Below are 26,896 nucleotides of genomic sequence, written 5' to 3'. Positions count from 1 at the left end.
TCATAGCTTGAGTCAAAATGACTTGATTTTCGAGTACCGAAGCGCAGCATACATAAAGTATGTAAGCATGGGGGCACAGAAAATCAGAGCAGTTTGGCCAGATAATAGAAATGGGCCATTTCGCTAGCTTGAGTCAAAATGACTTGATTTTCGAGTACCGAAGCGCAGCATACATAAAGTATGTAAGCATGGGGGCACAGAAAAGCAGGCAGTTTGACCAAGATAATAGAAATGGGCTATTTCGCTAGCTTGAGTCAAAATGACTTGATTTTCGAGCACCGAAGCGCAGCATACATAAGGTATGTGAGCATGGAGCACAGAAAGTCAGGGCAGTTTGACCAAGATAGTAGAAATGGAAACAGGACCTAAGCAAGAGAGTCAAATGGGACGATTAGGACATATCATTTTTTGGATCTTGCTTGTCGTTATTTTGGGAGCTTATGCCGCCTTTATAACGTTTCATCTCGATTATCCTATATGGGTCGGTATAGTTATTTTCTTGGGCATGCTCTTGGGATTCATAATTCTCGACAGCATTACATGGGCTATTCGGAAGTGGTATAAAAAAAGAAAAGCTGCGAAAGCCAAAGAAGCCGGTGAAAAAATTGAGACGGAAGGTTTACGTCTCACTTTAAAAAATGCACTGGATTATATTGAAACAAATCATATCGCCGGTGGAGCACAACGTTTCTGGCAAATGCCCTGGATAATTTATTTTGGTAAAACAACCATTCTCATTTCAAACGGATTGAAGCTACATACCCATTTTATGGTGGGTGATGCGGAAGATGAAGCGCTACAGCGTAATCAAGTTTATGTACTCGATAATTTTGCTATATGGTGTGTTGATGCAGAGCTTTTTGAAGCAAACACCTCAAAACAAGTAGAAAAACAATGGCTGGATTTCCTTAAGTACATTAAGAGTCAGAAAAAAGCAATTACACCCGTAGACCAAGTAGTCATTGAACTGCCTGCCGCTAAGCTTTTAAGTGGTGATAAATCAGACATTGCTCATCTTGCACGAACCTTGAAAGATCGTATTGATCAAGTCAGTCTCCTCACGGGTTATCGGCAACAAGTACTGTTTTGCATCACTCGATGTAATGAATTAGATGGTTTTCAAGAGTTTGTGGGACTCATGCCTAATCGCTTATGGACTCAAGCTATGGGTTATATTGTTGCTAACCCACTCAAGGACTCCACTTCAGCCGAACCACTCAATTACATCAGCAATCGAGCTGAAGAAGTCATTGATATTGTTTTATATGAAACGCAAAAACCCATAGACGTGACGGCATTTAATTTCCCATTGACCTTGAAAAAACTCAAAGAAAATTATTCCAGGTTCACCAATTTATTTTTTTCTTCGTCACCTTATACTGAGCCCGCGGTGCTGCACGGGGTTTATTTGCTCGGCGAATATCAGAATAATGGCACGGAAGAGAGCGTTTTTTACTATGATTTTATTGATCAAATTCAGCTCTCGCTGATACGCCCTATGTCCTTATTAGGCTCTGAAATTAAACATAGAAACAAACGGAGATGGGAGCATTTAGGTGTCTGGTATTTTGTGGGTGCGGTTGCTGCAGGCTATCTCATCTATGTCTATAATGCGACCTCCAATCGTTTAGTTGAACTGATAAGGCCTTTACCCAAAAAAGAATCCTTCTCCAATCAATTGGAACAAAATTTACTGCAGTTTGGCGATTATCATGCTTTGATGAGTCAACTCGATCTCTTTAGAAATCAATTGCAAATTAAAGTATTACCTTATCGAGGAGGTTTAAATCGATTATACGCTTATTATAGTCAGCAATATGTAGATAATTTTAAAGCATATATATTAACGCTTCTTGATGATCGAATGGAGCAAATGCTTGCTCATGGCGGTAGTTTAACTGATACGCAAAAAGCATATTTGGTCCAAAATATGGTAAGTCGGATTAATTTAATCCAAGCAAAGATAATAAGCGGTGTCAGTCCCAACACATTAATGCAAATGCCCGACCCGCAAATAAGATACTTGGGATACAACCAATTACCCGTACGTTTTCTTAATACTTTTGGTCCACTATACAAAGATTATGTCATTTGGAATCCGAACACAGAGCAACTACGAGGCGAATCAGGTAAGTTAATTTTGTGGCTTGATCAATCCCATATCTTGTCATCGGATTTGCGTTGGCTGCTTGAGTGGGCTAATACCCAAGAAGGTGTGTCTGAAATTGGCTTAAACAGTTTCTGGATAGGCTCAAATATCGTTAGAGATTATCTCATAGTCCCTGCATACACCAAAGCAGGATTTGAAGCCATTCAGTCTTTACTGCTACAAATTAATCAAGCCTTACCTCTGTATATCGACATTAGTGGCCCCAAAAGTAGTTTTGAAATGTGGTATGCCGCAGCACGACTCAGTGTATGGAAAAATTTTTCACTTAATTTTTATAAAGGGACCAAGACACTTGCCTTCCAATATGAATGGGATCAAACCTTTAATGACATGCTGCAACCCAGTAGTCCTTATAATGCCTATTTACAAGATTTGGCGTCCGAATTTCAAAGTAAACTGCCCTTTACAACACCTCATTGGATTCAGCTTGTTCTTCAATTCTCCGATCTTATGGTGTATAGCCATAGTAGCGATAAGGGAGTCGAATTTAAGCAACTTTCTGACCTGGTTTCTCAGTGGATGAAAAAACTCCAAGAGAGACCTTCTCAGTTGAACAATAATAGCGTTGATAATAAAAATCCCGCTAACGTTGTTGGTCCCAATAACATGAACAACAGACCTCCTAGCGTTGCGAATAAATTAAATTTTAATACCCAAGTGAGCGCGGTGAAGGCTTATATGAGATACCGTGATTTATTAAAACAACTTTATAAGGAACCCTACGTACAAGCAGTTAAGGCTTATATGACTGCTAGAGAACTGTATTTGAGCCAAATTGAAGTAGATAGACAGTCTTCCGTAGTCATGCAAGCATATCAAGCCCTGGTCGATATGAGACGATCACTGGAGCATTTTGATCAACTTGATTCCTCTAATCCTTTTTGGATGTTAATGCGTGGTCCGTTGGATTACTACATTGACTATACTAATCGTTTTGCCTCTTGCTTTATACAACAGAAGTGGCTCGATGAAGTGTATCTGCGCACGATCGCTTTGAGTGGCGAAGAATTGAATCAGACTTTATTTGCTAAAGGCGGTCTGGTTTGGCTTTTTCATGACAAATATTCCCTTCCTTTCGTCAAACAAATAGGGAACACTTTCTTACCCAGATATGTTCTAAATCATGAGTTCCCCTTCACGCCTCAGTATTATCAATTACTAACAGCTGGAATGAAAATTAATGAAGACATGGACGCGCTACGCCATCTGAAACAAAAACCGGAAGATGAGGGCTCAGCCGTTGATTTAATGGTTTATGCACAACCCACAAACTTAGATGTAAAAGCCACTACTCTTCCTTATAAAACGGTTTTACGCGTGGAATGTAAGGAAAAACAATATACATTAGAAAATTATAACTACCCCTCTCAGCAACTAATTCCTAATTGGAAATTGGAAAGTTGTGGTCCTACCGAAATTTCTATTTACTTCGCAGGCGCTAGATTAGTAGTTCAGTACCATGGAGATGAAGGATTTTTGCGATTTTTACAGGATTTTAATACCGGTGTAAAAGATTTTTATCCTGAGGGCTTTCCAGAACATACGAAATTTTTGCAAGCGCACAAAATTGATAAAATTCGCGTCAGTTATTACGTCAAGGGTGGCGGCGACATCATGTGGCAGATTGAAAAATACTTTGCAGCGCAAAGAAACTTAAGAGTAGCACAACACAATCTCGCCCAGGTATCAAAGCTTCCAAGAACTATCACAGATTGTTGGGCTCAGGGAGAGTACGATGTTTAGAATCGACTCCATAAATAAGTTGGGAACAGACCCAATTCCCGGTTTCAACAAAGCGGGGCAACAATGTTATGAGTTTTCCCAATATGCCCTTATTCGTAATGAAATTCAAAAACTATCAAGGATTGGCCAATCAGCGGACGTTGATTGGCAGCACATTAGCAATAATGCAGTTGAGTTGCTGACCTATCACACTAAAGACGTACAAATCGCCTCGTATCTGGCGTACAGTTTATTTCACCAGTATCAATTTAAAGGACTCGCTGACGGACTCAAATTTCTCTTGGATTTCGTTGTAAATTTCTGGGAAGACGCATACCCTCAAGGACGTTTGCAAGCAAAAATTGAATCGTTAAACTGGTACGCGACTCAATCATTGAACCATTTATCGCAGATAAAATTAACGCACGATGATGAGGAATACCAGCAACAAATTACCTACACCTTAAAAAAACTCGAGAGTGAATTGCTTGCTCGTGCAGTAAATATTGATCTTTTTGCAAATTTACGAGAAAAAATAGAATCGGCTAATACATTTGTTCCTCCAGTTATGGAACCAAAAGAAAAATCGTTTATCGAGTTGCACGAATCCAAACAACAGAAAACAGCAAACATCCATTTAGAACCTGCCTTACTGATACTCACTCAATCCGCACGAGAATTAATGGAAAAGGATTCAACCAATCCCTATGCTTATTATTTAAATCGGGTTGCTGCTTGGGGCGGAATCAATGCCATACCTTATAACGAAGAGGGATTGACCCTCGTAAAACCGCCCGAGTACTTTAATCGAGAGCGCATCAAAAAAGTTCAAAATATAGGGAATTTAACGGAGATAGTAGCAACAGCAGAAGAAATAATACCCCAGGAACCTTTTTGGCTGGATTTAAATTTGATTAGCCTTAATGCATTGAAAAAACTCGATAGAAAATTTAATCATGCCTATGAAGCAGTCAAGCTCGAATTAATCCATTTTATAAACAGGATTCCTGGCATTGAACAATTACAATTTAACGACAATACCCCTTTTCTTAGCGAAAATTATGCGGAACAAATGAACCTTCTCATGGCCAAAAAGATCCCTCATAGCGGGGACAGTGAGAAAACCTTGTCTGCAATTGAACAAAAGCAACTTCAAGAGATAAAAGAAGTAATTGCTCAGTCGGACAAGAAAAAACAAACTACGCACCTCCACCAGCTTGAATTGCTTCACAAAGACTCAATTAGCGATAAGGTGAAGTTATTTGCTTATATGGCTTTATGTGAGTCATTGCTCGCTGCAAATGAACTCACCATTTTAAAACCCTATACTGCATTTATTGTTGAGCTCATTGAGCAACATCAATTAATTACCTGGGAACCAAGCTTGGCATTAGAAGCACTTACTTTAACTTATCGCTGTATGAAATTTTTAAAGAATAATAGTTCGCCCCAAGAATTAGACCATGTATTTTCACTGATTACGAAAATGGACATCAAAGTGGCAATGGAACTGTCAAATGTCTTATGATAATAACCTCATGTAGATACTGTCTTTAAATGCAATCTTTTAATGAAAATTTAGGTTGCCTGTGATCGTTGTAGCCTGGGTGCAGCGCAGCGAAACCCGGGTTACGGCTTTGCCTTCACCCAGGCTACACACAAAAATCATCATTGGATTAACTAACGTGCCGATAGAGCGAACTTAGCGAGTTCCAAAACACCATTGGCAAACATTCCCGCAGCATATCCCATAGTTGCTGACTGACTGGTCATCGTTTGTAGGCTTGGACCAGAAGGCCCAGGTAATAAAGCATCTGCTACACCATATAAAAAACCTAAGGTATCGCACACCTTATCAAACGTTGAACTATCACCTTTTGCTAATTTATGAGCTGTTTGTTCCGATTCCTTAGCTGCGTCCTCAGATTTTGGACCTACAGTGCTTTCGTATAATGCAGTATATTCAGAAGCAGCCTTCATTGCCTTCTTTCCTACTTCGCTACGACTCAATTGTTCTTTATAGTTACAAAGATCGGCGGCAAATTGCCCCCTGGAATAATTGTCAGGCCAAGATTTAATTTCATTTTCAGGCAACTTAAATGGCATTAGAGCCTTGCTGCGTATCAATGTATTAAGCAAAATCATAAAGTACATGTCTGCTATTTTTTTATTAGCTTCTTCGTCCAGTTCTATTAGATCGCGAATCGATTCGGGATCATGAGTCCCCTCGGAAATTAAACGCATCGCCTCTACTTCTTCGTCACTCCATGTCCCATTTTGCAACATATCTTCTGTTATTTGTTTATAAATTTCGTCAAAGTTAGCAGCTGCCTTCATATCTTCAAGGCCGTTTTTTACATCATTTGGATTTTTAGACATGATTATTTACCCAAATTAGACTTTCACTGCCCTTAATTATAGTATAATTTTAAAACAGTCCATGACGGCTAAAACATAGAAATAGCCTTTTAATAAAGCTATTTAATTGAATAAAATAAAAATTTTATTGCTACATCTCCCCGAACAGATGGGATTTATCAATAGTACATAATACTTAGCAAACCATTCAAAAAAGACGTTACACGTGTTGCAATTATCTATTTTTCCCTTTCATTTCTGTGTATTATCCCCGGCAACTTTGCGTCAATTTTAATAAAAGGGGTTTTTTATGAAGCATCTCGTTAATAATATTTTACGAACAAAAAATATGGTGGGGCTATTGAACGCTATGGGTGTTCCTTTAGAGAACACCAAAGTTGCTTGCAAAGATGAACGTGTCATTTTTAATTCAGGAACCACAAAAGAAGCTGAGGCGTTGGCAGCGAATTTACAGGATCTCCTGCAAAAAGATACTGTAAAACCAACGATTAGAAAAAAGACGGTTGCTGAGTTACTTGCTGAGGAGATTACCTATGCAAGCTGCGCTGATAGTGCAATGAGCGAAACCCACAAAAAATCGTGTTTGGCAGTGTTGAGTGTTCTGCAATTAACCGGACTCGAATACACGCTGGACGAGCAACAGGAATACATAAATATCCAACTTCCATCTGCTGCTTATGCACCATTATTTAATTCTCTAACCTATAAGTACATGAGTATCGAAGGTGAGAAGATCAAATTTAACATCAAAGAGTTTTTAAAAGCATACAAACAAGAACTCATTTTAATTGATGGGAAATCACCCTTACTTTTTGCCCACTCGGAATCCTTTGAAAGTAAAAAAGTTTTTTATGCGGAGAAAAAAGTAAGTGAGGACACAACTGAAATCACTCCATACTTTTTCGTTCCTGATGCGCTGACACCCCCTGCCTATCATTTTGTTTTGGATACAAGCGGAAGCATGGAAGGAGAGCGTTTAACTACCTTGAAAAAGAGCGTAATCGAATTGGCGGATGCCTTATTTCAATTCCAACCCGATGCTGTCATTAATATCTCTGAATTCAATTCTACTACTCGAAAAGTAGGTAGTTATCGCAAACAAGACGCTACCCAGCTAACTAGTGATATCAATAAATTACGAGCAGATCATTCAACCCGACTTTTGGGGACAGTCTCCGATCAATTGTCAATGCTGGTGCAATCCACACAGCACAACAACGTCATATTATTTACAGACGGTGAAAATTCTATAGGAAATGAAGAAGACCAAACAAAAGCTCTAGAGAAAATGGTTGAATCCTTAGGTGGAAGCGCTTCTTTAATCCGAGTGCGTAATAAATTTTTCATTCTAAGTTATGGCACAAAGCAGCCTGAGGTTTTGCACAAGGTGGCGCAAGCATTCGACTCCCCCGTGCTTGAGACAAACACCATTGATTTTACTGCCGCTTTATCTGAAAAAGGCAAGTTGCAAGAATGGGCTGCCGCTCGAGAATTATTCACCTGTCGTTTAGAAATTGCTGACAGTTCTGGTCTAGATACTAAGTCAGAAGAATATGTCCAGTCTTGTGATATGTCCGGACAATTTGTTGCATTAAAACCGCAGCAGTATCAGAATAATGAAAGCCTGCATTTAACGATCAAAGACGGTAACGGTAAAACCTTACTTGATGATAAAAGATCGCTTGCGAAGAAATCCGTGGAGTCTGTTTTATTGCCCGGTAGTGCAAAAGCTGCAGTTCAGCATGGTATGTTTACGTTGCCAACCCAGGTTACAACAGATGCTCCTAAAAAATCAGTAACTCCAACAATTATTTAAGTCCACTGTTAAATCTTTTGTAGCCTGGGCGAAGGCGAAGCCGGAACCCGGGGAATATTGGCGCAAACCGCCCCGGGTTCCGGCTTCGCCTTCACCCAGGCTACAAGAGGTAGAAAAGTACATGATGCATTAAAGGATCTGCAATTGAATTCAAAGAATAACTTCAATGACCATGATTTCTTTGGCAACACGATTATTTATCGCACCAATGATTCTTGGGGCGATATTTTTGTCATTGATAGAGGAAGTATCAGAGCACTTAACTTTGATCCAGTCTATGATCAGACCGGTATCTATATTCAATACCCTCATATCCCTGTACATGAATATACACGCGTGATGTTGTTAGTTCTGGCATTTTTAAAACCAACTCATATCACGTTATTAGGATTAGGCGGTGGAAGCTTGATTCACTGCCTTCATTTTCTCCTTCCCGAGTGCTCGCTGCTTTGTATCGAACTTCGCGAGAAAGTCTATAATGTGGCAATGGATTTTTTTCAATTACCAGAAGCCAAGAATATCGATATACTCATTGCGGATGCGCAAACCGCAATCAAATTTCAAAAAAGTAACAGCACGCAAATCATTTTTGCAGATATGTACCTCGATTACGGGATGGACTCATTTCAAATCCAACAACAATTTATAGAACAAACTCATCGTATTTTGGATGATATGGGTTGGCTCGTTATCAATTTTCACGAGCTTCCTGAATGGGATTCCGCATTTATTCACTGCATGCAAGATTATTTTGCTGAACTCTTTATTTGTCCAACAGTAAGCGAGAATTATATTTTATTTGCCAGTAAGTCACCTGTTGGTGATTTGCATTTAGACCGTTATCAAGTCACTCTTGTTGCGTTAGAAAATCAGCTCAACATCAAATTACTTCGCTTATTTAGAAAAGTGAAACGCTACAAGAACGACTAGGAAAGCTACATAGAAATTGCCATAATCCTTGCTTCTGCTTCAAAATCTGCTTTAGGTGTCAAGCACTTCAAATTTTTTATTTCTAAATAAGCATCAGCAAACAACTTAGAAACTGCATGCTCGGGAGAAAGCCCGATATAAAACATTAACTCTTTAAACCAGGGTTGATTGGTTAATTTCAAACTTTTGGGGGCATAGGAACTAATAATTTGAAACAATTGGCTATTTCGGGGGGTGCCGAAATAAAATCCAAATCCACTATATTGTCCTTCTATAGCTCCTTGAATTTTACTTATCGTTTGTTGGCAATGAAGAAATTTTGCTAAAGGCTTTGTTAAAATGAGCATGTCCTTTCCAAGTTGCATTAATTGCTCAACCTGATTAGCTCGTCTACCAGACCTTTGAGAGTAAAACTCAACTTGAGACAATAATGTTTCCATCGTAGGACCCATATCATGGGTTAAAATAGGCTCGAGGTTGTACGCAAGTACATGAAGTCGCGGATTTACCGCCTCGGCGACAAGTTGACGCCATTCTTTGCTCACTTTCATTAATGATTTCCAGTCCTTAATCGGAGTCAACTCAAGGATTAACAACTTTAGCTCTTTAGGTACTATGCTGATAAAAGGAGCGCTATTCTTTAAAGCTTCTTTAAAGTAAGATATCAAAAGTTGCTCATTGTGAATAATATCCAGACTAAGCCAAGGATCTTCAGCAATCTTGGCAAGAATAATATCTTGTAATTTGTTAGGCGTGTGGGTTTTTGCCACAGGAGTTACTGTGTTCTCGGATTTAGAGTGCATTTTTACATTAAGTAAAATGAAATAATTGTACGTTGTGCCCCATAAAAAAACAATTTCTTTCATTGCATCCCTAATGCAATCAACCTATTTGATTAATAACTGATTTCTCTAAGCAAACGGCATTATAAAAAAATATAAGTGAGTTTAGGTTATAATAAGGGGAAGGACTATTTTGAAAACATGAGGGATAACATGATCAAAGGCGCCGAACTCTTAGTTGAAGCCCTGGAAAACGAAGGTGTAAAACACATTTTTGGTATTCCTGGTGAAGAAAATCTTGATGTTGTAGAAGCTCTTCGTAACTCGTCTATCGAACTCGTAATAACCCGCCACGAACAAGCCGCCGCATTTATGGCAGCAACTTATGGACGACTAACCGGTAAACCCGGCGTTTGTATCACCACACTAGGACCCGGTGCATTGAATCTCACTACTGGAGCTGCATATGCTCTTCTTGGACACATGCCGATGATCATGATTACCGGACAAAAAGGTGTTTTATCCTCGCGTCAAGCACGGTTTCAAATGGTAGATACTGTGGCAACAATGCAACCCTTAACCAAAATGTCACGACAAATTGTATCCCCGTCAATGATCCCAACTATAGTGCGAGAAGCATTCCATCTCGCCCAAGAAGAAACCCCTGGCCCGGTTCATTTAGAACTTCCTGAAGATATTGCTGCAGAGAAAAGTAAAAAGGTTGAAGTCATCCCACCGCATCCTGTCGAATATCCTATAGCGTGTGAGGAAGCTTTAGATCGCGCTGCTAAAATGATTATGGAGGCGGAGCGTCCGCTTGTAATGCTCGGCGCAGCCGCTTCACGTCCAAGAGCAACAAATGCACTTGCGCAATTTATTACGCGAACAAAAATTCCTTATTTCACCACCCAAATGGGAAAAGGGACTGTTTCTGGAGCAACAGAACTTTATATGGGTACAGCAGCCCTTTCAGAGCGCGATTATGTACATGAAGCGATAGAAGAAGCTGATCTTATTATCACTATTGGTCATAGTACTGTAGAAAAGCCACCGTTTATCATGGGACCTCATCTTAAAGTCATTCATGTCGGTTACAAATCGGCCACTGTGGAACAAATTTATTTTCCCCAGGCAGAGGTTATTGGCGATATGGGTCCTTCATTAAAATTACTTGCAGATAAACTCGAGGGTAAGCTTCCTCATGCGGATGCGCTTCTTCATTTACGCGAAGGTATTTTAAACAAAATTAGTGCGCGCGCTACTGAAGATCGTTTTACGCCCCAGCGCTTAGTCTATGATGTTCGGCAAGTGATGCCGCGCGATGGGATTCTCGCATTAGATAATGGCATGTATAAAATCTGGTTTGCGCGCAATTATCGAACACAAGTGGCCAATACCATTCTTCTTGATAATGCACTCGCGACTATGGGAGCTGGCCTTCCATCAGCAATCATGGCCTCACTCTTATATCCTGATCGTCGTGTGATGGCAATTTGTGGTGATGGTGGTTTTATGATGAATAGCCAAGAGTTAGAAACTGCCTCCCGTCTTAAATTAAATCTGGTAGTACTGATCATTGAAGATAACGCATTTGGCATGATCCGTTGGAAACAAGCAGTAGATCACTTCCCCGACTTCGGAATGACATTCACCAATCCTGATTTAATCAAATATGCGGAAGCTTATGGGGCGAAAGGCACACGTGTTAAACACATTAAAGAGTTCCAATCCATTCTTGAGAACGCGTTCAATGCTGGAGGGATACATCTTGTAATTTTTCCAATTGATTATTCAGAAAATAAACGCGTGCTGGTGGATGAATTACAAAAACGTCTGCCCCCAGAGAAAAAGGGAAAAAAATGAAAAAAACACTGCACGTGGTACGAGCCTTTGATCGAGCATTAATCAAAGAAATTCCAGCGGATGATGCACAAGCACTGGCAACAAAGCTGGGCACCGCTGCATCTGCCCTAAAAAATCGCGCTGGCTGGTTGCAACCTCATGAACGCATGACCATCCTGAAACGTGCCGCTCAATTATTAGCCGCCGATCAAGACCGCTTCGCGAAACTGATTGCGCAAGAAGGAGGAAAACCGTTTACTGATGCAGCAATTGAAGTAACCCGAGCTATCGATGGATTAAACGATGCGGCAGAAGAACTGCGACATTTTGCAGGCAAAGAAATTCCTATGGGCCTTACTCCTGCAAGCGAGAACCGCTGGGCATTTACGATTAAAGAACCTATTGGTGTTGTCGCGGCTATTTCTGCATTTAATCATCCACTGAATCTCATTGTTCACCAAGTAGCGCCAGCAATCGCGGTGGGTTGTCCAGTCATTATTAAGCCCGCAACAACAACTCCCTTATGTTGTCTGGAACTGATTAAGTTACTACGGCAGGCCGGCCTTGCTGAAGCGTGGTGTCAAACCTTCATTACCGAGGATAATTCCTTGGCTGAGCAGCTGGTAACTGATGAACGGGTCGCTTTTTTAAGTTTTATTGGCTCAGCTAAAGTAGGCTGGTACTTACGAAGCAAACTTGCACCAGGAACTCGTTGTGCCCTGGAGCATGGAGGTGCAGCCCCAGTAATTGTCGATCGCAGTGCCAATTTAACTAAAACCACACAAGCCCTTACTAAAGGTGGCTATTATCATGCGGGACAAGTGTGTGTTTCCGTACAACGGATTTTTGTGCATCAAGAAATTATCTCTTCCTTCATAGATGAGTTCGTGGATCGCGTCAAAGCACTGCGCGTGGGTGATCCACTTTTAAAAGAAACCGAGGTAGGGCCTTTGATTCTCCCTCGTGAAACAGAACGCGTCGTCTCATGGATTGATGAAGCCGTAGCAAAAGGAGCAAAACTGTTTGGTGGCGGGCGTCTTTCTGAAACGACGTTAATTCCCGCAGTACTGCTCAATCCACCCGCTGATACCAAAGTATCACAATTAGAAATTTTTGGTCCAGTCACCTGTGTTTATGAATATAAACAGATTGAGCAAGCCATTCATATCGCAAACTCCTTACCCTTTGCCTTTCAAGCCAGCGTATTTTCAGAAGATTTAACACCCGCATTGAAAGCAGCAGAATGTCTTGAGGCCTCTACAGTCCTCATTAATGATCATACAGCCTTCCGTACCGATTGGATGCCTTTTGCTGGATTAAAGCAGTCAGGTTATGGCGTTGGCGGAATACCTTGGACTATGAAGGATATGTCCAAAGAAAAAATGGTTGTTGTGAAAAGAAATTGATATGTGACGTGTAATCCGGGATCGAGGCTTGAATCATGGCTCGATACCCCTGGGTTACGGCTGAGCCTTCACCCAGGCTACGATTTTTTCTTATTTAGGCGTAAATTTTGCAAGATCATAAATATTTAATTCCTTTTCTATTTCTGCAACTTGCGAAACAACTCCTTCAAATCCCGCTTTTCCAAATCGTTTATGCTCTTCATCTTCAAATTGTTCGCCTAATTCTTTGTATTCATTATCAGAGACAATGGTCTTAAAAGCAGGAAAAAGAACGGTATCTTCGCGGGCAGCATGAGGCTCATACATGTTCATAAATTGATATAAAACTTCAATGAACTTTTTATCGTGCGGTTTGAATCTTTTTGCCCGAGTCATCTCTAAAATAGAATCCGTTAATTTCCTGCCAGCTTGATGTTGTGTTCTCAGGGTAGCCACTAAATCAACCAACTGACCTGCTTTTTCAAAACGAGGGAATAAAAAATTCTCTTCCAGTTTTTCATGATACTCTTCAATAAATTGGCGAATAATCATTGCGGACCTATTAATGAGTACTGGATTCAAATCCCCCCTCTTTTCAATTCGGGAAATGGCTTCTCGATAAATAAGGATGATGCGGCGTAAAACGCCATGTTCCCGCATTAAGTCCTCATCAGGAGATACTTCTTCCCCTTTTTTTTCTAAGCCCAATATCGGTTTAGCAAGCACAGAACCAGCAATAAGAGTACCGCCAACAACAACGGCTGCATTTTTAAGAAAATTTCGACGATTTGTATCGATTAATTCAGATGACATCATTGCTCCTGTAACTGATAGTGAAAGTCCATGTTTGTCATGTTGTTTGATTATGCGTGCTCTGCAGTAAATAACCATCATGGTAAACAGTATGATTATTTTGGCAAAATTTTTTAAAACATAAAGCTCACTCCGCCTCCATAGTAGGTTTTAAAATTTCCAAGTTGGCCGCTGAGTCTTTTCCCTATTTCCATATCGATTGCAAAATCCCTGGTCACTAGAAAAATGAATCCTGTATCTAAATTGTATCCTGCCCCCTGATCCGGTGCCGTGCGCGTTTGACCAAATACCTCAAAATAAACGTGCAACCAATTTCTAGTATACCAAGTAATGCATACATCAGGGCTGAACGCGTTATAACGTAAGCCTCCAGCTGCACTGGGTGTGCTAAAAGAGGATATGGAAGCCATAGCAGAAATATTAAACACTTTGGTTTTATACGCTAAAATGCCATTGAGTGAATATCCATCACGTGCAGTGCCATAATCTTTGCTCCCTGATGCAGGAATGTACACTACTCTTCCTGCGACATTCCAATTTTTGTTATAGGCAATATCATGTTTTAATGCCAATTGCGTCGTGGAAAGCCCTGAAATGTTCACTTGATGATTGATTCGTTCACTGGGGAAAAGAATGGCTAATTCGCTGAGCCATGGTAAACCAATCCGGGTTTTTGACTGAGGAAATGTCCATTGTTCGCCTCTGTTAATAAACTCGTTGTATTGTATGCCACCTTCAAATGTAAATTGACCATAGGGCACAGGACATGCACTGGTAATAATCGTTGGGCGTTTAAAATAAGTGAGGATGGTTCCATTCGCGCAGGGGTAAACACTCGTACTTGCAACCGATTCCGCAAGAGATAAAGTACCCGTGAAGAGAAGGATAATAAAAGTGGTTTTTTGTAACATCTAATTAAGGACATTTAGAAATCGTGAAAGATGAACTACTTAAGCTATTACAACAAGGTGGAAAATTCAATCATTGGGTAGAGAGCCCTCACCCCTACCCCTCTCCCACTAGTGGGAGAGGGGATCTTCCTATCTACCTAATATGAGATTTCCCTTCTCCCTTGTAGGGAGAAGGTGCCCGTAGGGCGGATGAGAGATAAATAATGAACATCTCTAAATGGAGCAAACGTTTCTTAGATTGTGGATTTTTTAGATTGGCTCATATCCGTCAATTCATAACCTTCTTCTTCATCTTTTTTAACAGTTGAAGAGGGTTTGGACGCAACGCTTGGAAGTTTTTGTAAAGTATGACCTATTTTATGTGTTGAAGGAGGAGCACTCAAAGTAGGTTCAGAGCTTTCTTGGACTTTACTTTGCTCAAGGGATTGAGCAAACTTACTTGTAAAACCAGAAAATGCGCTTACAATGCCATTTAAAGCTTTTTCTTTCCAATTGGCTCCTTCAAATCCATGCACAAACGATTTGACTCCTTCTTGTGCCGCGCTAGCATAAGCTTTTGTCATGGTCCATAATTTCGATGGCCATTTTTGAGAGGGATCATCCAGTATTTGATTCACATTTTTGGTGATATTTACAATATTCTTGCCTATGTCCGCTAGTGCTTTAGGATTTACATTTTTATCTTCCCCAAGAGCAACTCGATGTATGAATGACAGTCCAGAATTTTGCAACGAGGTGGCGGCATTGCTTAATTGTAATAGTTCTAAGGAGCGAATTGCATTGGAGCGCTCTTTGGGAGTCGAACTTTTTTCTAATCGTTGTTCCAATTCTTTCAAGTATTTGTCTTCCTCCTCGATAACCTGTTTGCGTGCTTGTTTTATGGGATCACTGGTATCCGGATCGCTCAATACCTTTTCATGTTCTGCTTTAAGATCCGCAATAATCCGTTTAGCTCGTTCCTCATCACTCATTATGCTTAAAGCAAGTGATTTGTTATAGCCAGACATCCCTTGTTCGAAGCCCCCTACAACCATATTCTTCACTGTGTTAAAAAAACCACTGCCTTTATCATATCCTTGCAGCGCTCCTTGACACATTCCTATCGTTCCATAGACGCATGCCTTAGCAAAACCCATCATTTTTTCTGTTAACGATTTGGAATCTTCACGAATTAAACCAGTAGCCAAATTCCATGCAACTCTCAACGCATCCGTACCCATTTCTTGCAGTGCTTTTTGACTGCCTTCTTTTTTGCTTTGGTCATAAGTCATCATTACAGATTGACTCAACAGTTGCGCTGCAGTAGTACTTTTATTCAATTCTAGAAGCGATTCATAAACCTTATCAATACGGCCTTCGGGATCAGGAGGAGCAGCATCTGCAAGGCTTTTTTCCAATTCCTCTACACGTTGGCGGGTAGCCTTTGTAACAGTTTGGTGTTCCTCGCGAAGTTGAGGAGGCATCTCCATTTTCTGCCAAGCTGAAAAATTATTATGTACGCTTTTCATTAAGCGTTGCGATTCTTCAAATTTGCTCTTCATTGTCCACTTTTTTTGCCTAGATTCCATACAAAAAGTATAGTTCAATAACAATTACGGTACTAGCCCCTGTCAGAAATAACAGATCCGATTAATTGCTTACATTGAGTACAATGATAGGTACGAATCATCGGCGTTGACCATCAAAGGCTTTTGAAAATAAGCGGATAAATTATGAAAAAATATGCACTCCTCATTTTGTTAGGATTGACCACCTTAAGCGCTCATGCCTGGGAACCCTTTTGTTCCAAAGCGGCAACTAAAACTAAGAAAATAGTTGCCTATTTAGGGGCAGACTCCCAATGGGATATTGAACAAGAAGATGTAACAAAGCTCAAGGCACAATTGAATGCAGTTGATGTGGTTAATTATGCTTTCGTACGACTTGAACCAGACTCCCAGGGTAACATTGTCCCCAAACTAACAATAAACGATATAAAAAATATCCAAACATTAAAACAGCTAAGAGCTGATTTGCCCGTTGTAATTGCTGTTGGTGGCTGGGGAGACCGCGAAGGATTCAGTAAGTTTGTTAACGATCCAAAACAGCGCGCTGCTTTTATCGAGGCAACAAAATCCTTACTTCAAGAAAACCAATTGGATGGGCTCGATATTGACTGGGAAAATGAGTTACTGGCGTCTGAAGAAGAAATAAGAAATATTGCTGCATTGATACGCGAATTTAAAGCAGAAATTGGCCCATCAGGATATTGTGTGAGTAATGCCGTACCCGCAACGAGTTGGTATTGGGAAAAATATCCAGATGCACAATTATGGAATTCGGCCGTAGATTGGACAACCATTATGGCATATGATCATTACGGCACCTTTGGCATGAGAACGGAACATGGCGCCGCCCTATATGAAAACGACCGTCCAGATGACAATAATTACCCCTATCCAAAAGCCTCAGGTGACATGGCAGTGTCCCATTATTATCAGCAAGGCTTAACTGCTGAAAAAATTCTTCTTGGCGTACCATTTTATTGCCATTCTTATTATGTGGATGCGAAATCAATTGATATTCAGTCAAAAAACCCTGGCTTACATGTATCGGTGATTGATCCAAATATTAATTCACAAGTAAGTTATGTTGATGCATGGAACGATTATGGAAAAGCATTATTTTCTTACCAACATCAAACCAGTTCTACTCCAGACTCCATCAATTATTATGGTCTTATACCCATCGAAAATACCACGAGGTATCGTTTCATGAGTTGTGACAGCCCACAATCGATTGCACGTAAAATGGCTTATATTAAAGGGAGAAATGCGATTGGCAATAAAGAAAAAAAACACATACAACTCGGAGGGGTATCCTTCTGGAGCTTGCAACAGGATTTAGCATTTGAAGAGCCTCAATCATTATTACGTGCGATTTATGATGGATTAAAATAGAAAGGAGCCTTGATATTTGCACTTATTACGTGAACGTATGCGTGAGCGTGTCCGAAAAAAGCAGATCTTATTGTCCGGGCACGCATACGTTCACGTAGATCCTTAAGCTAGGTATTTAAAAACTCTTTAATATTTTTTATCGTTAATTCGCCTTTCGTTCTAAGTGCTTCCATAGTATTAAATCCAATGTGCGGTGTTGCAATAAGATTAGGCGCCTCAAATAGATCGTAATTGATTGGCAATGGAGGTTCGATATCAAATACATCTAATGCAGCACCAGCTATCACATGTTGCTCTAATGCATGTTTTAGATCATCACTCTTTACAATAGGTCCTCTGGCACAATTGATTAAATAGGCCGATTTTTTCATTCTAGAGAGCAGCTTTAAGTTCACCATTCCGCGGGTTTCGTTAGTGAGTGGAACATGCAAGGTAACAAAATCAGCTTGAGCAAATAAATCGTCTAATGTTAATTGGGTACTTCTGTCATAAATTAGCGTTTCCATTTGAAATGCACTAGCAATTCTTTTAACCTCCGCCCCAATTGCCCCAAAACCGACAATACCTAATGTCTTATTTTTTAATTCAATCCCAGTATTCGTTACTGCTTTTTGCCTAATGTTTTGATTATTACCAGGGATATTACGCGCTAAAGAGATCATAAGCCCAAATACCAGTTCAGCCACAGCTGTATTGGCATACCCCGCAGCATTCTTCACTGGAATTTGTCTTTGTTTTACAGCATCCATATCGATATGATCGATTCCGGCAAATGCGACCGCAATAAACTTTAATTCAGTTGCTGCCTGAATCACCTCAGCAGATAAATGGCGATTTGTAAGTGCAATAATATTAGCGTCTTTTACATGCTCGATTAATTGCTCATCAGACCAATTACGACTGTCGTATTCCGTCACCGTGTAATTGGATAATGCAGACTGAATTTCCTTGCTGGGAATGCCTATGGGTTCAATTACGGCTATTTTCATTTTTAATCCTTTATTGAAGCGGCATAAACAAATATAGTCACAAATTTAAAAATGAGCTAGACCTTGCACTCCAGCAAAACATTCAATATAGTAAAATATCAAGTTGGTATGTAGTTCCACAATTAGACTAGGGTCTGTTTACATTTCGCTAGCTTCAGCCAAAATGGCTTGATTTTCGAGCACCGAAGCACAGCATACATAGGGTATGTGAGCATCGGAGCACAGAAAACCAAGCCATTTTGGCCAAGATAGTAGAAATATAAACAGGCCCTGATAACTTAAAAGGAATTTTACATGACAAGACTAGAAGAATTACTCTATTCCTTAACTGCAGTGATCATTCGTTATCACGACAGCCAACCCAAAGTAAACAAATTAGTTGCGGAAATGGATGAAGAGCAATCTAAAGAAAAATATCTGACTTGTGCTAAAGAAATAATCCAAAACCCAGTAGTTCATTTTAAAATACGACTAAGTAATCTCATTAAACAATGTACCGATAGTGGCCGAAGGCCTTTCTTATATTATATTTTGCATGAAGTAACCTCTCTCAAAGCGTTACTGGACAAAACAAGTTCACTTGAAGCTACAAAATTAGAAGAATACAAAAATCAAATCGCTCAATTATTTATTGATCTTAAACTAATTTTGGATACCCCAAAATCAAAAAAATATAAGGTAACTTACAGTAAATCCGAAGATACTCCAGCGGTTCCCATTGCCCTCATTGGTCTAAAAAGTGAAGGTTTTTTTGAAGACGGACTATGTAATTCAGGAGATATTTTAAAAGAAGGAGTTTTCAAACGATTCGGTATCACTACGTATTCTTCAAATGATGACCTTAAAGCCATTGCAGAACAAATTTGCATGGAGCATCAGCTTACTCGTTTAGTACCTGAGTTATTTGCTCAAATTGCTGAATATAAAAAAACAAATTCAGAACAAGAAGAGAAATTGAACTCATTATCAACGCAACACCAAGAAAAACAAAAAAAAGTGGAAAGTGCCTCTTCAAAACAAATGCTGACCCTTTATTTGCTCTACATCCAGTATAAAAGAACACTAGCAAGAGAAGAAAAGCAAAAGATTATTATCGACAAGCAGCAACAAATAATTAGCGAGCTGCAACAAAAAATCAGTGAATTAACACAGCAAGTTGAAAAAAAACCTTCTAATTACAGGTTTTATAGCCCTTCTTTTTAAGGATTCTACTGATTCGACTCTACCGTCAATAGAGGCTCCTTGGAAAAATCCACGCAAAATAAAAATTATTTGATAAATAAAACAGCATTTTATGACAACAAAGTAAACAAACAGACCTTTTTTTAATAATCCCTTAATAAATAAATATTATTATAAGAACCTCAGTAAATTTATTTCCATGTAAATCGCAACGAGGTTAATCTGTGTTTAGTAAGCAATCTAAAACAAAAACTGATGTAGTTAATGAAAAAATCAACCGCATTACGAAAGCTACTGAAGTACAAGACATAAGATCTTTGACAAACTTAGATCAAATTTTGAGTAAAAATCCGCACCGTGAACATATTCAGGGTTATTATGCGGAAATTCCATTATCTGAATATGAAACGTTTGTACCCAATGGACCTCACTTCCCTGATCGCTATGGCCAACCCTATGTAAGTGGTCAGTTTGATGCACCATTATTCACATTAAAAGAATGGCGTGATAACTGGGACAAAGGACATCCTGGTGATAAGCCTGATTTATTAGTCAATGCGAACTGGTTTAATGTCTGGACAACAGGAATTGCAAACCAAGGTGTAAAAATCAATCCTAGACAACAAGCACGTACGTATCTTATCGGCTTATCACTAAGTAACGGTGAACTGGTATCCACACATAAAGTGCTTGATCAAGAGAATGTTGGGTTAGATACGATTGTCTTTGACACATCAGCTAAAAAAGTGGCGACCATTGCACATGCTCTTATTGATAAAGAATTGAAAAAAGATCCTAATTTTTATGAGAATAAAAATGCCGTATCTGGATTTATTATTCTCAAAGATAAAGAGCAATTAAGAACACCTAAATTAAATAATAATCATTTAAATCGATTGCCACGTACAGGTGTTGGATACAAAAATAACGGAAATACTGTGGTTGTGATGGTTATTCATAATACTGAGCGCAATGTTGGTGTCACCGCTGAAGAGTTTGCGGATTTATTTGAGGCGCTCGGTTGTACCGATGCAATCAACTTAGATAATAGCGGCTCAGCAGAACTCTATTACACTGGATTGGGTGAGTTCGGTAAAAAATCCGTCACGGTGCAAACAAAAACGTGTGATGCTGGAGCTGAAACTGAACGACCTAAGCCTAATTGTTTGGGTTTTAAAAATGTAAGCAAATGTACTTTCTTTGCTAAGGATGACTCAGACCTACCGACACGCAAGGAAAGTCCGGAGGTGCAAAAGTCATCCCCCAAAACCGATGATGATGTAACCTATACTTATTACATTAAACGTTAGTTTATAGTTGATGAAAATTGTCATATGCAATTTGTCTTTTCTCATCTTCAGAAATTGCATCGGATGAAGAACTATCCGCTGCAATTTTTAACGTCAACTCAGTTGGAAATCTAGTCGGACTAAAAAAACTATTGCCATCACGATATGCTTGAGCAAGCATATGAGAAGCATATTGAATTTTATAATATTCTGCAAAGTAAGGGCAAACTACTGCAATATAAAATCGTGAAGCGGTATCATGTATGCGTCTATCATGAATATAGAGCGTGCACTCATTGGGATTAGAAGCAACAAGATTCGCTTTAGCTAAATTTAGCATATGAATCAAACGCTCCTTTGCTTTAACTGTCGGAAAAGTGACCTCTAATTGCTGATTTTTTGATAGGGTAGCGGGGAAAAAAATCGCATTTCCATCGATGGAGATTGAATCCGTCTCTTCACTTTTTTGTTCCTCTTTTATTCTGTATCGACTCAAAAACACATCACGTATTCCCTGATTTGGAAACTCAATAACTAATGATCTTTTATCACCCTGAACACCCTCCGATAATTTTAGGACTGGACCAAGAGTTCGCTGAATAAAATAATTCAATCTCTGTTTTAACTCGGGATCATTCGAACAATAGCGATCAATAATTTTTGGAAACCAAGTAGTACATCGGTTATTTTCAGTAAGCAACCTTTCCAGTTGATGATAAAGATCTTGAAGCACTTGCTTAGAACGTGCCGGATTCGATACAGGGTTATCTAATAACTGTGTTCGTTCAAGAACTACTTGGCGCATGATCTTGATAATAGAATGAACACGTGAATAATTTGTATGATTCTTAATTCGATTTGATAAGACTATGAGGTCATTTATATCCGAAGCCATCAATTTTAATATCGCGTTTTTTATTGACATTCCGTTTTCTTACAACAATATCAGGATTAGAGCACTCTACCAAAATAGAACTAATTATGTCTAATAGTTCCACACCCTAAAAATAACTCTTTACCCCTGTTACTATTTTATGTACTCTGCTTTTTTTAAAATTTAATGAATAAGGATCATTCATGCCCAATTTCTCTACTTTTAGTGTTTATGAAAAAGAAATGCGAGCCTTCATCGATAAGGTCGTCGAAGCTACTGCCTTAGAAAAAGATAAAATAACAACATGGTTGTATAGTGATGGGGTCATGCAATTTCGTGGGGGGCAAGCTGCGGATTATTATCCCTATGTTAATGAAAATCTGGAAAAATTTAAGCACAGACCATTAATCTCCAAACAACATTCGATGGGACAAATATTAACTGGCTTTATAATGCTTAAAAATGCATTCATCAACCAGTTTGCAAAAGATGAGCTTTCGCTCAAAGAAAAGTTAGCACAATTATTTACTCTTAACCTTTATGGTGCCATTGAGAATCACTTACCCTTTATTGCCATTCAAAGCGAAATCTCTTCTGAACTGAACGCTTATCAAGATAAAAACGGCGCTCTTCCACCCATTGAGGCACTTAAACTCACAATAACAATGTTTGAAGAAAAGCGCTTAAAGAATCCTCAATTGGAGGAAGATTTTAAAAATCAATTAACTTTAATGAATGAATTTTTAGACGATTTAAATAAAAAAGCAGCGCCTTCATTCTTTCAACCTGGTATTAATAACAATCCGGCTACAACTGCCGAACAACTTACACTCAAATAAGCAAACGCATATTTAGGCCTGAATGCCAACTTAAGAAAACATTGTAGCCTGGGTGAAGCGATAGCGTAACCCGGGATCCGGTGTCTACATATAGTTTTGATCCCGGGTTACGGCTTCGCCTTCACGCAAGCTACGTGTCTATATATCTCTTAAGAATCAATAAATTCAACACGATTTCGTCCCAACGTTTTAGCGCGATACAAAGCATCATCAGCAAGCCCAAGTAAGTAAGTCGGGCTATCTTTCTGTGGGATGCACTCTGCAACACCTACACTAATCGTTACAAAACGAGAAATTTCTGAATCAGGATGCGGCAATTTCAGTGCATGAACAGCTTGGCGCAATTCCTCTGCTAATTTAAGTGCACCTGCAATAGGAGTATTTGGCAAAATACAAGTAAACTCTTCACCACCAAAGCGAGCCAGTAAATCAGTACTACGACTCACTCTGTCTTTTAATGCATGCGCAACACGCTTGAGGGCATCATCACCAGCTAAATGACCAAGACTGTCGTTGTAACGTTTAAAGAAATCGATATCCATCATAATCATTGCGATTGGTTGTGCATTGCGTAATGCACACTTCCATTCCTGTTTAAGTACGTCGTCGAATCGACGGCGATTGGCTATCCCAGTTAATCCATCCAGATAAGACATTTCTTGAAGCAAAACTTGCAGTTTCTTTTTTTCAGTAATATCTTCTCCTACGCCCACATAATGTTGGATTTCTCCATGATCACTAAATACGGGAGCAAAACTCCAAGATTGCCAAAGCGCGCTTCCATCCTTTCGCTGATAGTGAAGTTCACCATTCCAGGACGCACCGGATCGAATCGTTTTCCGTAAATCAGCGACTGCGTCCCTTGGAGTCAAGGTACCATGCAAAATATCTGTTTTATGACCGTATAATTCTTCTTTCGTATAGCCTGACAATTTAATCAATTGCGGATTAACATAAATAATATTTCTTTTTTTATCAACAATCAGTACTGATACAGGGCTTTGTTCAATCGCTGCCTGCATTTCACGTAAATGATTTCGCTCTTGTATCGATTGGGTTATATCATGAAATGCGATCACAACCCCATTGGTATTTTCTTTGAGTTTAATTGGGGTTGTAATTATAGAAACAGGAAAACAAGTACCGTCTTTACGCCAAAAATAATCATCATCACTCACATAAGGTTTCTCTGTTTTAATTACTTCCAAATTTTTACAATCTTCTATGGGATAAGGAGCATGGGTATGGTACGAATGATGAAAGAGTACATGGGCGTTTTTACCAAGCACTTCAGCTTCATTATAACCTAACATACTGCAAGCAGCCGCATTAATAAACTCAATCGCAGCCTCTTTATTGATGACTAATAATCCCTCCCCAAGTGCAGAAGTTATATCACGCAAATACTGCTCACTTTGTTCCACCTGCTTTTTCGCTTGATGTAAAGCACGCGCTATCTTTGCATTGGTTTGGAGTGCTTCTTCTAACGCTTGAGTACGGTTCCTTACCTTATCTTCAAGAATAATGGTGTTTTGAAATACTCCAAAATCGGTTCTCGGAGCATTCATATCCTGCTCCGCTTTGTCAATCAATGCCTTAATAATTTTGTTGAGGCGTTCGATTTCTGCTTGCAACTCCTGTTTACTATTAAGCATTTTTTTCTCTGGCATCGTTATTCCGTAAAGCGCCTATTGCTAGACCGGTAATGGTTTGATTTATATGAATCCCCTTAAATTGTTCCCCATAAGTGCTAAAACCAACGACATGATTGTTCTGAAAAATCTTCTCTACGTCTTTTTTCAATCCTTGACGCTGCATCTCCAGATTGCGAAGTATGCAATCACAAGCTAGAACCAATTGTGGCTTGCCAATAGATGAATGAATTTCTTGGAATGTTTGCTCAATATTTTTTATAAGATCAATTCCATGAGCCGCCATAAAAACTAAACCGTTATCAATTGCACAATAGAACTTTAAACTTCCATCGGGATTAGCCTTTTGAATTGAGCGCACATAATCAACTCCATTGATGCGTATCACCAGCGGTGTAGCAGAAAACTGTATTGGATCAAGTTTGTCAACTTGGGTGTTTACGATACGCGCATACTCTTCCACGGCCGGATAACCATTAATTTCATTAACAACACGCCGCTCGGGATCTGCTTGAGTCACAACCAGCTTTTCGTTTCCACAAACAAAATGTTGTGATTTGAATAACTTGAAAGGATAGATTGTATTGACCAAAACAAGCGCTACAGAATCAGTATGAAACGCTCCATCAGCAAATATCCAAGTGCTTTTAAAACGTAGATCATCGCCTGCTGACCCACCAAAAAGCGCAATTTCTCCTAGTGCATCTTGCAAAATATGAGTTATTTGTTCTTCACGCAGAGATAATCCATCCACTAACAAAAAAGCAAAACTGTTTTCGGAGTTAGTCGAGGGTACCCGCGCTTCAAGTTGTTGAAGGAGATTATTAACGAAAACGTGTCCTTTTTCATAATTAATATTTTTTAAATCATTGATATATCCAGCAGCAACTGTAAAACCATCTGACGAGAAACTAACTCCTGAAAGGGTATACTCTGTATAACCAATGGGCCCAATTTCACCAGCGGTTGTACATCCGATTACCTTCTGCTTTGGAAAGAGCGAATTTATTTCGTTGGCTATGGCATCAAGATCATAGTGACTTGAACAAAAAAATAGAACAAGTTCCATATTCGGTTGATACACTGCAGCATGGAACTCTTTGACTGCGGCCTGTGGATCCTTTGAAGATGACTGTCCAATACGGATAGATTGCTGAGTGCTCATCTAACATACTCCATTATTTTTAGAGATGCACGTTGAAAAAGTGAGCTCTTAAATTACTTACATTTAAGAGGTTAGCATTAGCTTCATCAAATATAAATATAGCATAATATTTTAACAATGAAGTTTCATACGATAGAACTCATGAAGATTCTATTCTTTTGTTGGGAATGGTTTGGATTTCGGACGGACTTACTCAATTTTAAAGATCAGAAGAAGGATCTTTCTTTTCCAGTGATTCAAGGTGCTTCATAAGTCCGATGTAGCGCGGTAAAACATGATTTAAAGAGATCATTTTAGAGGGTTGAAAAAATGAGTCGTGATGCACCGCTCCTTTACTTACAATTAACTCTACTTCCTTATCTAATTTAGTATCTGTTTCTAACCAACCTGATGCATCATGCACTACTACTGGTAAGGCCGTAGCCTTAGAGGATAAAGCCTGATTTAATTGACGGGTATACACTCTTAACTGGAATCTTAAAGGATCATCGACACATGTCTCAGCGCTATAACCTAAGGTATGTAACTTATTTGTTTCTTTGGGGATCATACCTGGAGTAGCAATTTCTTTAAAATCATTAAAAGAAAAAACCTGAGGAACTCCTTTTAAATAATTATAAACCACGGTCCCTTCATCACTTTCGATAACTCTCTGTTTACCAGATGACGGTATTTTTGATAAGCCCAAGTCCTCTAAAGCAGCAAGGACTTTTAGATGTAACTCACCTTTATCAGGTCTTTTTATTAAATCAATGGTGTAGTCCCCATCCATCAAAGCAACTTCATTCATAATAAACGATAAATCGGTATTCTGCGTCCACATGAGTGATACTGACGTTGCCTTTTTTATCAGCAATAATTAGTGCCACACATCCCTCCAACCCTACCGTTGCAGGGAAGCCTTTTTGAGCAGCCGTTTTTCTAACTGTTTCATTTTGACCTGCAATCCACATAACTCTAGGTTCGCGTTCGCTGACTTTTTTTTCTTCCATGTTTTATTCTCTACAAAACAATTGAAACTATTTTAAGTGTACTCTAATTTAGCAATTTTTGGGGGCTTATTTGCTTAACACCTTAACTTTATGAGCGAACTTTATTCATATCCATCAACAATAAAGCCTTAAGCTTTTCTCAATATAATTTCTATTCTTTTATCAATCAAATAGAGCAAAATATGCCCCATAATATCATTGATTTCATAATCCTAACCTTTTGTT

General features: G+C 39.2%; 21 protein-coding genes. 10 read left to right on the top strand and 11 right to left on the bottom strand.

Annotation, left to right across the window (positions count from 1 at the left end):
* Positions 1-352: 352 nt before the first annotated feature.
* Positions 353-3,913, top strand: a complete 3,561-nt coding sequence (locus Lstg_RS13800) for a type VI secretion protein IcmF/TssM N-terminal domain-containing protein (protein WP_058478258.1) — start codon at positions 353-355, stop codon at positions 3,911-3,913.
* Positions 3,906-5,420, top strand: coding sequence for a TssA family type VI secretion system protein (locus Lstg_RS13795; RefSeq protein ID WP_058478257.1), 1,515 nt, complete (start codon positions 3,906-3,908; stop codon positions 5,418-5,420). Before Lstg_RS13800 ends, Lstg_RS13795 begins: the two co-directional genes overlap by 8 nt.
* A 152-nt stretch (positions 5,421-5,572) precedes the next feature.
* Here Lstg_RS13795 and Lstg_RS13790 read toward each other — a convergent pair whose 3' ends face one another.
* Positions 5,573-6,271: a hypothetical protein gene (locus Lstg_RS13790; RefSeq protein WP_058478256.1), complete on the bottom strand. Its 699-nt coding sequence runs from the start codon at positions 6,269-6,271 to the stop codon at positions 5,573-5,575.
* A gap of 289 nt (positions 6,272-6,560) precedes the next feature.
* Here Lstg_RS13790 and Lstg_RS13785 point away from each other — a divergent pair, with 289 nt between their 5' ends.
* Positions 6,561-8,087, top strand: a complete 1,527-nt coding sequence (locus Lstg_RS13785; protein WP_058478255.1) for a VWA domain-containing protein — start codon at positions 6,561-6,563, stop codon at positions 8,085-8,087.
* Positions 8,088-8,231: 144 nt separating this feature from the next.
* Positions 8,232-9,017 carry a class I SAM-dependent methyltransferase gene (locus Lstg_RS13780; RefSeq protein WP_058478274.1) on the top strand — a complete coding sequence of 262 codons (786 nt, stop codon included), beginning with the start codon at positions 8,232-8,234 and terminating at the stop codon, positions 9,015-9,017.
* A 5-nt stretch (positions 9,018-9,022) separates the two neighbouring features.
* Here the strand turns inward: Lstg_RS13780 and Lstg_RS13775 are convergent, their stop codons facing one another.
* Entirely contained in the window at positions 9,023-9,883 is an 861-nt protein-coding gene (locus tag Lstg_RS13775; RefSeq protein ID WP_058478254.1) for an F-box protein, read from the bottom strand.
* Positions 9,884-10,012: 129 nt separating this feature from the next.
* Here Lstg_RS13775 and Lstg_RS13770 point away from each other — a divergent pair, with 129 nt between their 5' ends.
* Together Lstg_RS13770 and Lstg_RS13765 are read left to right on the top strand one after the other, a co-directional pair.
* Positions 10,013-11,662 carry an acetolactate synthase large subunit gene (locus tag Lstg_RS13770; protein ID WP_058478253.1) on the top strand — a complete coding sequence of 550 codons (1,650 nt, stop codon included), beginning with the start codon at positions 10,013-10,015 and terminating at the stop codon, positions 11,660-11,662.
* Positions 11,659-13,047, top strand: coding sequence for an aldehyde dehydrogenase family protein (locus Lstg_RS13765; RefSeq protein WP_058478252.1), 1,389 nt, complete (start codon positions 11,659-11,661; stop codon positions 13,045-13,047). Before Lstg_RS13770 ends, Lstg_RS13765 begins: the two co-directional genes overlap by 4 nt.
* Before the next feature lie 90 nt (positions 13,048-13,137).
* Here the strand turns inward: Lstg_RS13765 and Lstg_RS13760 are convergent, their stop codons facing one another.
* The 3 genes from Lstg_RS13760 to Lstg_RS13750 all read right to left on the bottom strand — a co-directional run bounded on the left by Lstg_RS13760 (position 13,138) and on the right by Lstg_RS13750 (position 16,291).
* Complete coding sequence (locus tag Lstg_RS13760; RefSeq protein WP_238585440.1) at positions 13,138-13,842, bottom strand: hemerythrin domain-containing protein; 705 nt, start codon at positions 13,840-13,842, stop codon at positions 13,138-13,140.
* A gap of 110 nt (positions 13,843-13,952) precedes the next feature.
* Positions 13,953-14,750 carry a transporter gene (locus Lstg_RS13755; RefSeq protein ID WP_058478250.1) on the bottom strand — a complete coding sequence of 266 codons (798 nt, stop codon included), beginning with the start codon at positions 14,748-14,750 and terminating at the stop codon, positions 13,953-13,955.
* Positions 14,751-14,983: 233 nt separating this feature from the next.
* A complete protein-coding gene (locus Lstg_RS13750; RefSeq protein WP_058478249.1) occupies positions 14,984-16,291 on the bottom strand; it encodes a hypothetical protein in 1,308 nt (435 codons plus the stop codon).
* Positions 16,292-16,462: 171 nt separating this feature from the next.
* Between Lstg_RS13750 and Lstg_RS13745 the strand changes: the two genes are divergently transcribed.
* Positions 16,463-17,689, top strand: a complete 1,227-nt coding sequence (locus tag Lstg_RS13745; RefSeq protein WP_058478248.1) for a glycosyl hydrolase family 18 protein — start codon at positions 16,463-16,465, stop codon at positions 17,687-17,689.
* A gap of 107 nt (positions 17,690-17,796) precedes the next feature.
* Here the strand turns inward: Lstg_RS13745 and Lstg_RS13740 are convergent, their stop codons facing one another.
* Positions 17,797-18,678 (bottom strand): NAD(P)-dependent oxidoreductase, encoded by an 882-nt coding sequence (locus Lstg_RS13740; RefSeq protein WP_058478247.1) that lies wholly within the window; start codon positions 18,676-18,678, stop codon positions 17,797-17,799.
* Positions 18,679-18,972: 294 nt separating this feature from the next.
* On the opposite strand from Lstg_RS13740, the gene Lstg_RS13735 reads away from it, so the two are divergent.
* Together Lstg_RS13735 and Lstg_RS13730 are read left to right on the top strand one after the other, a co-directional pair.
* Positions 18,973-19,881, top strand: coding sequence for a hypothetical protein (locus Lstg_RS13735; protein ID WP_058478246.1), 909 nt, complete (start codon positions 18,973-18,975; stop codon positions 19,879-19,881).
* Positions 19,882-20,084: 203 nt separating this feature from the next.
* Positions 20,085-21,170 carry a phosphodiester glycosidase family protein gene (locus tag Lstg_RS13730; protein WP_058478245.1) on the top strand — a complete coding sequence of 362 codons (1,086 nt, stop codon included), beginning with the start codon at positions 20,085-20,087 and terminating at the stop codon, positions 21,168-21,170.
* Position 21,171: 1 nt separating this feature from the next.
* Here the strand turns inward: Lstg_RS13730 and Lstg_RS13725 are convergent, their stop codons facing one another.
* On the bottom strand, positions 21,172-22,074 hold the full coding sequence (locus Lstg_RS13725) for a hypothetical protein (RefSeq protein ID WP_058478244.1): 903 nt from the start codon (positions 22,072-22,074) through the stop codon (positions 21,172-21,174).
* Positions 22,075-22,226: 152 nt separating this feature from the next.
* Here Lstg_RS13725 and Lstg_RS13720 point away from each other — a divergent pair, with 152 nt between their 5' ends.
* Entirely contained in the window at positions 22,227-22,862 is a 636-nt protein-coding gene (locus Lstg_RS13720; RefSeq protein ID WP_058478243.1) for a hypothetical protein, read from the top strand.
* A 149-nt stretch (positions 22,863-23,011) separates the two neighbouring features.
* Here Lstg_RS13720 and Lstg_RS13715 read toward each other — a convergent pair whose 3' ends face one another.
* From Lstg_RS13715 to Lstg_RS18015, 4 genes are all read right to left on the bottom strand, one after another.
* Positions 23,012-24,532: a sensor domain-containing diguanylate cyclase gene (locus Lstg_RS13715; RefSeq protein ID WP_058478242.1), complete on the bottom strand. Its 1,521-nt coding sequence runs from the start codon at positions 24,530-24,532 to the stop codon at positions 23,012-23,014.
* Complete coding sequence (gene nosP / locus Lstg_RS13710; protein ID WP_058478241.1) at positions 24,510-25,679, bottom strand: nitric oxide-sensing protein NosP; 1,170 nt, start codon at positions 25,677-25,679, stop codon at positions 24,510-24,512. The genes Lstg_RS13715 and nosP overlap by 23 nt, the downstream gene beginning before the upstream one ends.
* A gap of 199 nt (positions 25,680-25,878) precedes the next feature.
* Positions 25,879-26,502: a hypothetical protein gene (locus Lstg_RS13705; RefSeq protein ID WP_238585439.1), complete on the bottom strand. Its 624-nt coding sequence runs from the start codon at positions 26,500-26,502 to the stop codon at positions 25,879-25,881.
* Entirely contained in the window at positions 26,462-26,671 is a 210-nt protein-coding gene (locus Lstg_RS18015) for a hypothetical protein (RefSeq protein WP_058478239.1), read from the bottom strand. Before Lstg_RS18015 ends, Lstg_RS13705 begins: the two co-directional genes overlap by 41 nt.
* Positions 26,672-26,896 lie beyond the last annotated feature (225 nt).

The organism is Legionella steigerwaltii, from assembly GCF_001468065.1.
GTDB lineage: Bacteria > Pseudomonadota > Gammaproteobacteria > Legionellales > Legionellaceae > Legionella > Legionella steigerwaltii.
The sequence above is the reverse complement of the archived record's forward strand: the minus strand, read 5'-3'. Positions and strand labels throughout refer to the sequence as shown.

Excerpts from the sequence above, each read along its gene's own strand:
- Lstg_RS13745 (WP_058478248.1), top strand. The coding sequence starts at position 16,463 with ATGAAAAAATATGCACTCCTCATTTTGTTAGGATTGACCACCTTAAGC.
- Lstg_RS13755 (WP_058478250.1), bottom strand. The coding sequence starts at position 14,750 with ATGTTACAAAAAACCACTTTTATTATCCTTCTCTTCACGGGTACTTTA.
- Lstg_RS13765 (WP_058478252.1), top strand. The coding sequence starts at position 11,659 with ATGAAAAAAACACTGCACGTGGTACGAGCCTTTGATCGAGCATTAATC.
- Lstg_RS13720 (WP_058478243.1), top strand. The coding sequence starts at position 22,227 with ATGCCCAATTTCTCTACTTTTAGTGTTTATGAAAAAGAAATGCGAGCC.
- Lstg_RS18015 (WP_058478239.1), bottom strand. The coding sequence starts at position 26,671 with ATGGAAGAAAAAAAAGTCAGCGAACGCGAACCTAGAGTTATGTGGATT.
- Lstg_RS13775 (WP_058478254.1), bottom strand. The coding sequence starts at position 9,883 with ATGAAAGAAATTGTTTTTTTATGGGGCACAACGTACAATTATTTCATT.
- Lstg_RS13750 (WP_058478249.1), bottom strand. The coding sequence starts at position 16,291 with ATGAAGAGCAAATTTGAAGAATCGCAACGCTTAATGAAAAGCGTACAT.
- Lstg_RS13785 (WP_058478255.1), top strand. The coding sequence starts at position 6,561 with ATGAAGCATCTCGTTAATAATATTTTACGAACAAAAAATATGGTGGGG.
- Lstg_RS13735 (WP_058478246.1), top strand. The coding sequence starts at position 18,973 with ATGACAAGACTAGAAGAATTACTCTATTCCTTAACTGCAGTGATCATT.
- Lstg_RS13725 (WP_058478244.1), bottom strand. The coding sequence starts at position 22,074 with ATGTCAATAAAAAACGCGATATTAAAATTGATGGCTTCGGATATAAAT.
- Lstg_RS13790 (WP_058478256.1), bottom strand. The coding sequence starts at position 6,271 with ATGTCTAAAAATCCAAATGATGTAAAAAACGGCCTTGAAGATATGAAG.
- Lstg_RS13760 (WP_238585440.1), bottom strand. The coding sequence starts at position 13,842 with ATGATGTCATCTGAATTAATCGATACAAATCGTCGAAATTTTCTTAAA.
- Lstg_RS13740 (WP_058478247.1), bottom strand. The coding sequence starts at position 18,678 with ATGAAAATAGCCGTAATTGAACCCATAGGCATTCCCAGCAAGGAAATT.
- Lstg_RS13715 (WP_058478242.1), bottom strand. The coding sequence starts at position 24,532 with ATGCCAGAGAAAAAAATGCTTAATAGTAAACAGGAGTTGCAAGCAGAA.
- Lstg_RS13800 (WP_058478258.1), top strand. The coding sequence starts at position 353 with ATGGAAACAGGACCTAAGCAAGAGAGTCAAATGGGACGATTAGGACAT.
- nosP (WP_058478241.1), bottom strand. The coding sequence starts at position 25,679 with ATGAGCACTCAGCAATCTATCCGTATTGGACAGTCATCTTCAAAGGAT.
- Lstg_RS13705 (WP_238585439.1), bottom strand. The coding sequence starts at position 26,502 with ATGTGGACGCAGAATACCGATTTATCGTTTATTATGAATGAAGTTGCT.
- Lstg_RS13770 (WP_058478253.1), top strand. The coding sequence starts at position 10,013 with ATGATCAAAGGCGCCGAACTCTTAGTTGAAGCCCTGGAAAACGAAGGT.
- Lstg_RS13795 (WP_058478257.1), top strand. The coding sequence starts at position 3,906 with ATGTTTAGAATCGACTCCATAAATAAGTTGGGAACAGACCCAATTCCC.